Origin of the sequence: Novipirellula rosea, from assembly GCF_039541335.1 — a bacterium.
Taxonomy (GTDB): domain Bacteria; phylum Planctomycetota; class Planctomycetia; order Pirellulales; family Pirellulaceae; genus Novipirellula; species Novipirellula rosea.
Map to the genome: position 1 here is coordinate 179,083 of NZ_BAABGA010000018.1, position 12,041 is coordinate 191,123.

9 protein-coding genes are annotated in these 12,041 nt (G+C 55.4%); 6 read left to right on the plus strand and 3 right to left on the minus strand.

Going from position 1 to position 12,041, the window contains the following annotated elements:
* Positions 1-62 precede the first annotated feature (62 nt).
* Positions 63-1,010 carry a 4-hydroxy-3-methylbut-2-enyl diphosphate reductase gene (gene ispH, locus ABD971_RS07355; protein WP_345320783.1) on the minus strand — a complete coding sequence of 316 codons (948 nt, stop codon included), beginning with the start codon at positions 1,008-1,010 and terminating at the stop codon, positions 63-65.
* 178 nt (positions 1,011-1,188) lie between these two features.
* Here ispH and hpnC point away from each other — a divergent pair, with 178 nt between their 5' ends.
* The 6 genes from hpnC (at position 1,189) to ABD971_RS07385 (ending at position 8,863) form a co-directional block, all read left to right on the plus strand.
* Positions 1,189-2,094, plus strand: coding sequence for a squalene synthase HpnC (gene hpnC / locus ABD971_RS07360; protein WP_345320785.1), 906 nt, complete (start codon positions 1,189-1,191; stop codon positions 2,092-2,094).
* Positions 2,095-2,260: 166 nt separating this feature from the next.
* Positions 2,261-3,271 (plus strand): phytoene/squalene synthase family protein, encoded by a 1,011-nt coding sequence (locus ABD971_RS07365; RefSeq protein ID WP_345320787.1) that lies wholly within the window; start codon positions 2,261-2,263, stop codon positions 3,269-3,271.
* Positions 3,268-4,794, plus strand: a complete 1,527-nt coding sequence (gene hpnE, locus ABD971_RS07370) for a hydroxysqualene dehydroxylase HpnE (protein WP_345320790.1) — start codon at positions 3,268-3,270, stop codon at positions 4,792-4,794. The genes ABD971_RS07365 and hpnE overlap by 4 nt, the downstream gene beginning before the upstream one ends.
* Before the next feature lie 139 nt (positions 4,795-4,933).
* A complete protein-coding gene (locus ABD971_RS07375; protein WP_345320792.1) occupies positions 4,934-5,530 on the plus strand; it encodes a DUF2585 family protein in 597 nt (198 codons plus the stop codon).
* A 250-nt stretch (positions 5,531-5,780) separates the two neighbouring features.
* Positions 5,781-6,743, plus strand: a complete 963-nt coding sequence (locus ABD971_RS07380; protein ID WP_339939452.1) for a hypothetical protein — start codon at positions 5,781-5,783, stop codon at positions 6,741-6,743.
* An 86-nt stretch (positions 6,744-6,829) separates the two neighbouring features.
* Entirely contained in the window at positions 6,830-8,863 is a 2,034-nt protein-coding gene (locus tag ABD971_RS07385) for an ABC transporter ATP-binding protein (protein WP_345320794.1), read from the plus strand.
* A 192-nt stretch (positions 8,864-9,055) separates the two neighbouring features.
* Here ABD971_RS07385 and ABD971_RS07390 read toward each other — a convergent pair whose 3' ends face one another.
* Complete coding sequence (locus tag ABD971_RS07390) at positions 9,056-10,660, minus strand: glycine--tRNA ligase (protein ID WP_339939628.1); 1,605 nt, start codon at positions 10,658-10,660, stop codon at positions 9,056-9,058.
* 305 nt (positions 10,661-10,965) lie between these two features.
* The gene (locus tag ABD971_RS07395; RefSeq protein WP_339939450.1) at positions 10,966-11,739 is read right to left on the minus strand and encodes a tetratricopeptide repeat protein; all 774 of its coding nucleotides are present in this window, start codon (positions 11,737-11,739) and stop codon (positions 10,966-10,968) included.
* Positions 11,740-12,041 lie beyond the last annotated feature (302 nt).

The window sequence follows — 12,041 nt, forward strand, 5'->3', positions numbered from 1 at the left end:
GAGTGAAGAATGAACGGGTGAGAACACCATTCGATATTCAAACCCGATGGTTGTCGAGCGTACTATTTGGCACGCACTTCGGCGGCAAAGGCACGCAGCGGTTTCGGCAGTGGGAACTGGACCGATTCTTCGCGAATCTGTTTCACCTCGACCGTCGCGTCAAAATGCTCGACCAGCCAATCGATGGTCGCTTGCACGACCGATTCGGGTGCACTGGCTCCGGCAGTAATCAAGACGGTCGACGCGTTGCTGAAGTTCTTGATCGATAGATCCGCAGGGCCATCGATCAGATAGGCTGGCTTGCCATCGTCGGCCGCCAACTCACGCAGCCGCTGGCTATTGCTGCTGTTCTGGCTGCCCAACACGACGACCACATCGACATCGTCCGAAAGGATGCGAACCGCTTCCTGGCGATTCTGGGTGGCGTAGCAGATGTCGTCTTTCGGCGGACTTTCGATGTGAGGAAACCGCTCGCGTAACCGGCGAATCACTCGGTTAGCGTCGTCGACACTTAAAGTGGTCTGGGTCAGATAAGCGAGCTTGGACTCGTCTTTGACCTCTAGCTTATCAACGTCCTCTTCGTCCTCGACCAACAAGATGGCTTCGGGGGCCTCGCCCATCGTTCCGATCACTTCGTCGTGACCGTCATGCCCAATCAGGATGATCGTGTACCCCGCCTTGGCATACTTGATCGCTTCGAGATGCACCTTGGTGACCAACGGACAGGTGGCATCTAGTGCGTTCAAGTTGCGAGCCCGAGCCGCTTCACGCACTTGGGGCGACACCCCGTGTGCCGAAAACAGCAACACGCTACCCTCGGGTACCTCGTCGATCGTATTGACGAAAACGGCACCCTTGTCGCGAAACGTATTGACCACGTATTGGTTGTGAACAATTTCGTGATAGACGTAGACGGGAGGGCCAAATTTCTGCAGCGTCAAATCGAGAGAATCGATCGCCATATTTACGCCAGCACAAAAGCCACGCGGTGCTGCCAGAATGATCTTCATGGAATGCCAATAACGTCAGAAATATCGAAAAGGGTTCAGGGTTAGGGAGGCAAGTACGTTAGCGTTCTCGCCACCCCCTTTCTAATAATTGTCCCATCATGGCGACATCTGGAAACCCCTCTACAATCTGGCAGAGCCGAGATGGAGGAAAAGTGTTACCAAATCGCTTGTCCCAACCATGAATGCCCGTCCATTTCTACGACGACCCAATAGCGATATGAAAGGCGAATCTGTCAAACAAGCCGAGCGAGAATGTCGGCGGATCGCCCTTTCGCACTACGAAAATTTTTTGGTCGCCAGCGTGCTGCTGCCTCGCCGGCTGAAGCAACCCTTCTATAACGTCTACGCATTTTGCCGAACGGCCGACGATTTGGCTGACGAATCGGCGACTCCGGCACTAGCTCTAAACGCTCTTTCACAATGCCAAACGTCACTGGACGCCACGTTCGCCGGGAATCCTCCGGCAGGCATTTTCACGGCCTTGGCAAATACGATCGAGCAGTTTCGACTCGACAAACAGCCGTTTGACGATTTACTGGACGCGTTTCGCCAAGACCAACAGAAAACCCGCTATCAAACCACTCGCGAACTACTCGATTATTGTCGCCGCAGTGCCAATCCGGTGGGCCGGATCGTGCTGAAATTGGCAGCCGTCGACGCAGACGTGGCGGACCTGGAACGGTCAGACCAGATTTGCACGGGACTGCAACTCGCGAATTTCTGGCAAGATGTGGCCCGTGATTACGCGATTGGCCGAATCTACCTACCTCAATCCGAACTTCGGACGCTGGGGGTCAGTGAGGAGAGGTTTGCCGAAATGATCCAGCAGCGGTCGACTCTCCCCGAACTAAAGACTCTCATCCAAGCCGAATGCGACCGCGCCCAAACCTGTTTCGATCTTGGCGCGCCCCTTTGCGACCACGTTCCCAAATGGTTAGGCCGCAACCTGCGACTCTTTGTCGGCGGCGGCAGGGCGACGCTCGAGGCGATCCGTGCGATCGATTTCGACGTAATCCGGATCCGACCGCGAGTGAGCAAGGGAACTCAAGCCTGTTTGATACTGCGATCGCTGATCGGCCGATAGCAAACCGAATTTTATTCTGAATTGCCCGTGGTTACATTCTCGCTGTTTGCTTGGCCCCATCCCCCCAATCTCGGGCGAGGTTATCAGCAAGAAACTTCGGCGATTCAAGCGAAGTTTCGGCGGCCGGGCATCCCCCATCCCCTTGGCACCCGAGTATCATCATGGCATGAACGAGGAAATTTCCGTTGCCGCTAGCTACCGCTTCGCTCGTCGCATTTCGCGACGAAGCGGCAGCAACTTTTATCGTTCGTTCTGGCTGCTGCCACGAGGCAAACGTCAAGCAATGTGCTCGCTGTACGCCTTCGCGCGAATCACCGATGACATTGGGGATTGCGATGAACCCACAGCGATACGCGGGCGATGGCTCGAATGGTGGCGACAAACTATCGCGATCAATTTGATCAACGAAAACCAGCCTTCGACGATCGCATTACCCGAGGGGCCAATCGGCGAAGAACCGAAATGGGCCGCGCGATTACATCAACAAGCTCGAGAGATTCTGCCGGCGCTGCGACACGCCTCGACCCAATACCAGATTCCCTCGCGGTATCTGTTGGAGATCATTGACGGTGTATTGGCCGATCAACAAAAAACCCGCTTCGATACGTACGAACAACTCGAACATTACTGCTACCTCGTCGCCGCGGCAGTCGGGTTGGCCTGTTTGCATATTTGGGAATTTGAGGAACCTTTGCCGTATGAAGCCGCCGTCGACTGTGGATTGGCGTTTCAGTTGACCAACGTGCTCCGTGATGTGGTCGAAGATGCCAAACGCGGACGGATCTATTTGCCGCGTCAACATTACGAGCAGCACGGTTTGTGCGAAGATGACATTTTGACGCTCCGCCGCGACGATCGGTTGCGATGTTTAATCCAAGACGAGATCGAGCGAGCGAAACGGCTGTTCGATTCGGGATGGCGAGTCTGGGACAGCGTTCACCCCGATGGACGACCGATGTTTAGCATGATGTGGCGAACCTACCGGCGACTGCTGACGCGAATCGAGGAAGATCCAACTCGAATCGCAATACGCCGCATCACATTGTCTCAGAGCGATCGTATTGGGATCGTCTCACAACACTTCTGGCCCCCTAGTTTTCGCCGACTGCCTGTCCCGCCCGTCGAAGTCGGGCAATCACCGGGCCAAGCTGAGCCCAAAGAAACCACGCGGCCATGACGGCGAATCCGGAACGTCGACATGTCGTGATCGTGGGGGGCGGACTCGCCGGATTGGCGGCGGCCGAATGCATCGCCCGCACTCATCCCGAGCGATTCCGCGTCACGCTTCTCGAAGCCAAACGAACCGCAGGCGGCCGAGCGGGCTCGTTTACCGACCCTGTCACCGCCGAAACGGTTGACTATTGTCAACATGTTGCAATGGGCTGCTGCACCAATCTGCTGGGACTTCTCGCGCGTAACGGACTCTCCGCTGCGATGCGGCGATACAGCAACCTAACGTTCTTTCACCCCGACTTTTCACCCAGCGAATTCAGCCCCTCGCGATGGCTTCCCGCGCCGCTACACCTAGCAACGACAATTGGGAATTTGACGTACTTGGATCGCCAGCAAAAACGCGAGATTCGCCGAGGTCTGTGGAAACTGATTCGCACATCCTCGCGGCGACTCGATGACGTGGTCGCGTTGGACTGGCTCCGGTCCCAGGGACAAAGTGACCGAAGCATTCGCTCGTTCTGGGATGTTATTTTGACCAGTGCGTTGGGAGAACACAGTCAATACACGTCGATGGCAGCCGCTCGCAAAGTTTTTGTCGATGGTTTCGCGGCAGCCCGCGGCGCCTCGGACGTGCTCGTTCCTGACCGCCCGCTGAGGACGCTTGTCGGACGCGACCTTGTCGACGCCCTGGCAATACAAGGCGTCGAAACGCGATGCGGAACCGCGGTGCAAACGATCGAAACCCGACAAGGACAACTGCAATGCGTGCTCACACGCGATGGACAGCGGATCGAGGCCGACCACGTGATCATCGCGGTACCGTGGCATGCGATCGCCCGACTGCTCGGCGACGCGGCGGTCACCGCTGCCATTGCTGATCTCGAATCGTTTGCACGTATCCCAGCGTCACCGATCAGCGGAATTCACTTGTGGTTCGATCGAGCGATCACCACGCGGCCGCACGCGGTCTTGGTCGATTCATTAACGCAGTGGCTGTTTCGCCAGCCGTTTAGCACCGCCGGAACGATAAGTGGCAGGTTTTACGGTGGCGGAAGTCGTCAAGACGTTCGTTTTCCAGGCCGGTCGAAACTCTTGACGAGTTCCGCTACCGAAGCAAACTCCGAGCACTATTACCAAGTCGTGATTAGCGGATCGCATCCGATGAGCGGATCGTCCAAAGAGGAGATGGTCACGCAAGTGTTGTCCGAACTCACCGCCGTATTCCCAGCGACCGAGACAGCAACGCTACTGCGGCATCGCGTCGTGACTGATCCAAATTCGGTTTTTTCGATCCGCCCTGCGGTCGAGCGACTTCGTCCGCCCCCCTGCCCTGCCCCGACCGAATTGCCCTGGCTAGCCCTGGCGGGCGACTGGACACGCACCGGGTGGCCCGCGACGATGGAAGGCGCCGTGATCAGCGGCATCCAAGCTGCCAGCAGTGTCTTCGAAAATGCGGGGCTGCCGAGCGTTACTGCCGATCCGGGACTCAAACGTGGCTGGTTGGCCAACCGCATCATCGCTCCCTAAAAACCTTCGGAACAATTACTGACGCAGCGGAATTCATGCGTGAGTTTCGACCTGTTTGGCCATTCACGAAAGTCTTGACGACTTCCGCTACAGGTCATATTGCTTCTTATTTTTCCAACGGCCCTAAGCTCCGAGATCCGTGAACTTGTTTTCATCGCAATCCCCGATCGCCAAAACGTCTTACGGACTCGCTGGAATCGCGGCCTTGATGACCTTCATCTTGGCGATGCTAGGTCGTGTTTGGTGGTGCCAAATCGGTGACCTTTCTCCCTGGTCGTGGGATATTTGGACGAGCCATAATTCCCAGCACTTGATGGATCCTTATTCGCTTTCCCATCTCGAACATGGATTCGCACTGTGGGTGATCTTTCATTTGCTAGCAGGCAAGAAGGTCAGCCAATCTTCGATCCTCATTACGATTGCCGCCATCGAAGCAGTTTGGGAGATCACCGAGAACACGCCTTGGATGATCCAGCGTTACCGCGAGACCACCATCTCGCTGGATTACTTCGGCGATAGCATTTTGAATTCGGTTTCGGATTATGTGATGTGTGTGACCGGGACGCTGATTGCAATCGCGTCCCGCCATCGATTCGGCATTTGGCTCGCAGTGCTGGTGGTCACTTTGCTTGAAATCGCATCGCTCGTTTGGATCCGCGACAGCCTAGCACTAAACATCATCATGCTAGCATTTCCCATTGAAGCCATCCGTGTCTGGCAGTCGGCCGGAAAATAAATTTCCGAGTGACTTTGCTTTGTCATAATCCTCCGTGCTTGGCAGGAGACACGGCAGCAGAAGGCTAATTCTTGATTCGTAATTCCGAATTCAAATCAATAGATTGGATTCGAATTAGATAATTGTTATTGCCGCTAAATCTCTCAGCCGATATATCCCCTAGCAGATGATACCGCCATCACCTCCGATTAATGCATTCGTTGGGGGGCGATGACCTCGTTCCATCCCTTCCCTTGCAAAACAAAAATCGATGCACACTATTATCCTGCCTTACTTCTCGGAAGCAGAAATTGATCGCTACGAGCGGATTTTAGATCATATGCTTTCGATGGAAGCGCCGAAGTGTGAGTTTGAGTTTTTGCTATCAGCCAGTCCAAGGACAGAGCCGAGTGATCGGTTGATGCAATCGGCATCGCGAATCGCATCGGCTCGGCATTTACACTGTCCAACCCAGGTATTCGGTTATCCGTTTGGTGCAACCGCAATGTTTTGGGACAGCATGCGGGAAGTTGCTAGTGATCGTCATGGCACCGAAGGCTTTGCGCTTTGGATGGAATCGGACATGTGCCCGGTCACCGCGGATTGGCTCGACCGATTGGACGAGCAGTGGCGCTGCAGCGGCGATGTGTTGGTGATGGGATGCGAAGTCCCCGATGTGTACCACAATTGCCAATCAAAATTCCGCTTGTACAGCCCATTTCGTGCTCGCCCGATCAAGAAGAAGAAATGGATTTCCCGACACATCAACGGCGGTGCATGTTATCGTCGTGACTTAGTTCATCAAGTCAGCCACGAGTATCAGGATGGCATCTTTGACGTCCGTCTCGGTGACCTGCTCCGCGAACAAGGTGGCTACAGCAGCACCCCTGCGATCGCTTTCTCCACCCTCGACCGACTCGACAAAGACCTCCGCGATCCCGACAAGGTATTGCTGCATGGTTACCTGCAAGACAAAGATTCGTTTTTGACGGCTTGCATCACGGGTGAAGCCGTTTCGCCCCCGCCGCCCACCGAGCGACGCGTCTTTTTCGGCAGATTCACGGTACGAGCCAAAGCCCATCCGAGCGAGCCGATGCTCGCCGCGATTTTGAAGGCCAAAGATCCCGAACTGCCCGCCCTCAAGATTGTCGAACGATTGCCCCAATCGCGAACCGAGACGGCCACCGCATCCGTTTCATCCAGCAACACCTCGCTGCAAGCCAAAGCGGCTTAGTGCATCGCGACGATGTTTACCGAAACCGCTCTCTGCAATCCTTCACTGCCTCGCCTCTCCCTGACCCAACTCTCAACTGAATTGGCATGAAAAATCTATTCCGAGCGGTGCGTCTGGTCGCCCAGTACCGTTGGTCCGTCGTGATGGCCACGATCTGCTCGCTCTTGATCGCGTTGACGTGGGGCAGCAATCTCGCGGCCGTCTATCCTTTTGTCGAGGTGATCTTTGATGGCCAAACGGTATCCTCTTGGTCAACTCAGCAGACGGCGCAGCTGAAATCCGAACTGGCCGAATTGGGCGAACCTCTGGCTGCCAATCCAGAGCTGACACCGCAAGACAACGTCGCGGGCGACAACGCCCCCACGACCGTTGCAGCAGTCGCCTCGGCAGACGTATCGAACTTGGAAGCGGCCGCTCGTCGTGAATCGATCCAGCAACGTCTACGACTGCACGAAGCAGCGCAGCCATGGATCGACGCCTACGCCCCAACGACTCCATTTGGAACATTAGCTGCCGTCGTCGCGTTTGTCATTTCGATGACGGTGATCCGCTGCGTGCTTTTAGGCATGAACATGGTCTTGGTGACGCGAGTCTCTCAAGGAGTGGTGTTCCGACTACAAAACGAATTGTTTCGCGCGTTGCTTTCAAGCGACTTGGCCGAACTGAACCGTCATGGCACCGGCGCGTTGGCAAGCCGGGTGAATTACGAAACAACCCACATCGGCAGCACGGTACAAACATTGATCGGCCGTTTGTTACGTGAACCGCTCAAATTGGCGACCTGCGTCGCGGGTGCTGCCCTGGTCAATTGGCGACTGTTGATTGTGTCATTATTGGTTTGTCCCGCAGCCATGCTCGTACTGATGCGAATCAATCAATCGATCAAACAAACCACACTGCGAGCGATGGAAGGGTCGGCGGGGCTGATGAACCAATTGGTCCAATCGCTGACCTATGTCAAAGCCATCAAATCGCATAACACCGAGGCTCCCGAACGTCGCGCCGTGCGTGAAACGGCCGCCAAACTGTACCAACAACAAGTCCGTATTACTTGGTATGACGCGTTGTTGCGTGGCAACAATGAAGTGCTCGGTACCGGAGTCGTTTGTCTGTCACTGCTCGCTGGCGGCTACCTTGTGCTCGGAGAGCAAACCCATATTTTTGGCATCCGAATGTCAGGCAGCCAAATGACGTTCAGCACGTTGGTGTTGTTCTACGGTCTGCTGTTAGGGGCCACCGACCCGCTGCGAAAACTCGGCGGCGTGCACATGAATATTCGACTCGGTGCACTTGCTGCGGATCGTTTGTACGCACACCTCGATTGCCCGCGGAAAATCGAAGAACCTAAACATCCTCACGTGCTGCCCAGCGGTCCGGTTGACCTGAGTTTCCGAAACATCAGCTTTGGTTATCGCAGTGACCAAACCGTGCTCGATGGAATCAATGTCGATATCCACGCAGGCGAGCACATCGCGATTGTCGGAGCCAACGGGTCGGGCAAGAGCACGATGATGGACCTGCTGCCGCGTTTCTACGATCCCCGCGAGGGCGAAGTCCTACTGAATGGCATTTCGCTAAAAGAGTACTCCGTTCGCGACCTTCGCCGGTATGTGACCGTGGTCAGCCAACAAGCTGCATTGTTTGATGACACCGTTGCGAAAAACATCGCCTATGGCTGTGGTGCGGTCGATCCTGAACGCATTCGCCAAGCCGCTGAACAATCACATGCGCTGTCGTTCATCGAAGCGTTGCCCAACGGTTTTGACACCAAAATCGGCGAACATGGCAACCAACTCTCGGGCGGACAACGGCAACGATTGACGTTGGCACGTGCTATCCTTCGCGACTCACCCCTGATCGTCCTGGATGAAGCCACCAGCCAAATCGACCCCGAAAGTGAGCGACTGATCCACGAAGCGTTGGAGTCGTTCCTACAAGGCCGAACGGCACTGATGATCACTCACCGTCTATCGACGCTGACGTTGGCAGATCGCATCATCGTAATGGAACAAGGCAAGATCACCGCGACGGGCACCCACGACGAACTGATCCGTACTTCCGAAGCCTACCGGACGCTGCATCAGAAGCAAGAGATTGCCATCAAGTCGATTGCCGCTTGACCCCCATCCGTGAGAGTCCCCTATCGGAATCTCACGAACGGATGTGATCTACGAACCGACGTGATCGACAGGCAGCGAAGTAATCTAGAAACCGCAGCGTGGCGAGCGGCTCAATCACTTCACTCGGCCCTGTCAAAAAAACCGTAGCGGAAGTCGTGCGTGACGCTCGGCAGCATGGCATAAACCGATTCGCTAGCCATTGATCCGCGTTCGCAGATCCGCCACCACGTCGTCGATCTTGACACGAGTTTGCTCCAACGTGTCACGATCACGAATCGTGACCGTTCGATCGGTCAAAGTATCGGTATCAACCGTGATACAGTAGGGCGTGCCCGCTTCGTCTTGCCGACGATAGCGTCGTCCGACCGCTCCTTTTTCATCGTAGAACACGTTCATGTGCCGCTTCAGTTCACCGTAAATTTCGTGAGCCACTTCGGGCATGCCATCTTTTTTCACGAGCGGAAAAACAGCCGCTTTGATCGGAGCCAAGCGAGGATGCAGCTTCATCACTGTCCGTGTTTGCATCTTGCCATTCTCGTCCGGCGCCTCGTCTTCGGTATAGGCTTCGCAAAGGAACGCCAATGCGCCACGGTCCGCACCGGCAGAGGGCTCGACCACATGCGGCACGAACTTCTCGTTTGTCGCTTCGTCACGGTAGGTTAGATCGCGACCGCTGCCACGATACTTGGGTTTGCCATCCTCGCCCAACTCGACTTGCATCGGACGCGTCGACGGATCGAGTTTGCCTTCCATGTGGCTACGCAAATCAAAGTCGCCACGGTGAGCGATTCCTTCCAATTCGCCGTATTCGCCTTCGGGCAGGAACGGAAACGCATATTCAATGTCGGCCGTGCCAACGCTGTAATGTGCCAACTCTTCCTGATGATGCTCGCGCATGATTAGCGATTCATCCGATAGCCCCAGCTCCTTGTACCACGCTAAACGGCGATCACGCCAATAGCGGTACCACTCCTGAGACTGGTCTGGGTGACAGAAAAATTCGATCTCCATCTGCTCGAATTCACGCGAGCGGAAAGTAAAGTTTCGCGGGGTAATCTCGTTTCGAAAACTCTTGCCGACCTGGCCAATCCCAAACGGCAGTCCGACGCGGCTGCTGTCGAGCACGTTTTTGAAATTGACGAAAATCCCTTGCGCAGTCTCGGGACGCAAAAACGTGGTGTCGTCTTCCCCCCCCAACGCGCCGAGCGTCGTTTTGAACATCAAGTTAAATTCGCGAGGCTCGGTTAACGTGTCCAAGCTCTTCGCATCGGGCGCCAAAACGTTCTCGGTCGAATCCAGCTTGTCGAGCGTAAGCGATTCATTGCCCACGGTAATCTTGTCAGCGTCTTTGTTGCGAAGCTTGAAAAACTTCATGCCGCGGCGACGGACTTCGTCGAGCTCCTGCTCGGCTTCGGCCATCGTCGTGACAAAAACTTTCTTGTCTTGATACTCGACCCAGCGGCCACGAATCTGATCAAACCGATACCGTTTCTTGGATTCGCGGCAATCGACCATGTGATCATGAAACAGATCGTAGTGACCGCTACACTTCCAAACTTGGGGGTGCATGATGATCGTGCTATCGAGCCCCACCATTTCGAAGGCCCTCGGGGCCGACTCGGGCTTCACCAATTCGTTGTGGCCGCTGATCATGTCGTGCCACCACGCGTCTTTGAGGTTTCGCTTTAGCTCGACGCCCAGCGGACCATAATCCCAAAACCCTTGGATACCACCATAAATCTCGCTGGATTGAAACAAGTAGCCACGTCGCTTGCACAACGACACGATTTTTTCCATCGACTTCATGATGCGTTTTACAGGGGAAAGAGGAAGGGGATCCGATTGAAACGAATCGCCAATCGTATGCCTTTTTCCTGGTTTCGACGAGAGTGGACAAAGCAAGCGGGACGTGCTTTGCTAAATCCGATCGCCAACCAACCCCTTTGAGCCAGCCAAAACCGCCAAACGAGCCACACCAAGCTGCACATCGCGACTGGGTGCGACTGGGTGCGACTGGGTGACAGCCATTAGCGGAAAAGGCGATGTCCGGCGCGGCAGAGTGCGTCCGGTCTTAAGAAGATTCCCCTCAGCAGCCCGCCGATTTAGCGACGGATAAAACCGCTGTCATACCCCACCGGCGAGGCGATCTGGGTAGCACCGCCTTGGGTGACGGGAATAGGTGCCGCGTTTAGATGCTGGCTGAGCGAGGCGATTCGCTCGGCGGCGGCCGGTTGCATGTTGTTCAGTGCCAAGCTGCGCTGGTAATTCTGCAAAGCCTGCTGCAGATCGCCCGATTTTTCACGCAGACGTCCTAACGCTAGCCATGCGCGAGCGTTGTTGGCATCCAATTGAACGGAATCTTCGAGATATTTTAGGGCCGTTTGGGGTTCGCCATACTCTTCGTACAGGCGAGCCAGTTCGATCCGCGGTTCGGCAAAGGTCGGATTCTGGGCTGCCCAATTCTTTAGCAGGGCAAACGCACGATCAGCGCGTCCGGTGTCGACCAACAGCACGCCGAGACCGCGGTGGCAATCGACGTGATTAGGGTCGTAATCGAGACATTGGTTGTACAACGCTTCCGCCTGCTGGATCAATTCGCTTTCCCCACGCTGGTTCCCCAGCCGATGGGTGGTAGCCGCCAAATTGTAGTAACCGTCGGCATTATTTGGGTCGGTTTCGATGACCTGCTGGAACTGCTGCAGTGCCGCTGTGTACTGGCCCTGCTCGTAAAGCCGGGCTCCCTGAGCGTTTTTACCACTGGCGGCCCACTGACAACCTGAACAGGCGAACAGTGAGATCGTGACCCACGATGCGAGCGAACTGCAACGGCGAAAAGTGCGGGCTGCAGAGGCGACAGGATACGTTTGTCCAGTCATGAGATAAGTCATCCTGACGGGGGAGCGAAGCGATGTTCGGCGGCCATGCCCCGATAACCCCTCCAATTACGGTCGATTTTTGGAATTACGGTGCGAATTATGTCGGACGTTAGCAACGCAAGGATTCACAAGGCAATAGCGGAACTTTCGGTTCTAACGAATCGTCCAACAACGCCGCCGATCGAGAGAATCAGAGGTACGGTTAAAAGACCTCAAACCTGATCTAAACCCCGTACAGCAGACGATTTTCGTTGCTTGACGCTAAACCACAACTAGAATTCAGAACAGGCTCTGCGTACAGA

Bases quoted from the DNA above. Each gene is read 5' to 3' on its own strand.
- ispH (WP_345320783.1), bottom strand. From the start codon at position 1,010: ATGAAGATCATTCTGGCAGCACCGCGTGGCTTTTGTGCTGGCGTAAAT.
- hpnC (WP_345320785.1), top strand. From the start codon at position 1,189: ATGAATGCCCGTCCATTTCTACGACGACCCAATAGCGATATGAAAGGC.
- ABD971_RS07365 (WP_345320787.1), top strand. From the start codon at position 2,261: ATGAACGAGGAAATTTCCGTTGCCGCTAGCTACCGCTTCGCTCGTCGC.
- hpnE (WP_345320790.1), top strand. From the start codon at position 3,268: ATGACGGCGAATCCGGAACGTCGACATGTCGTGATCGTGGGGGGCGGA.
- ABD971_RS07380 (WP_339939452.1), top strand. From the start codon at position 5,781: ATGCACACTATTATCCTGCCTTACTTCTCGGAAGCAGAAATTGATCGC.
- ABD971_RS07385 (WP_345320794.1), top strand. From the start codon at position 6,830: ATGAAAAATCTATTCCGAGCGGTGCGTCTGGTCGCCCAGTACCGTTGG.
- ABD971_RS07390 (WP_339939628.1), bottom strand. From the start codon at position 10,660: ATGGAAAAAATCGTGTCGTTGTGCAAGCGACGTGGCTACTTGTTTCAA.
- ABD971_RS07395 (WP_339939450.1), bottom strand. From the start codon at position 11,739: ATGACTGGACAAACGTATCCTGTCGCCTCTGCAGCCCGCACTTTTCGC.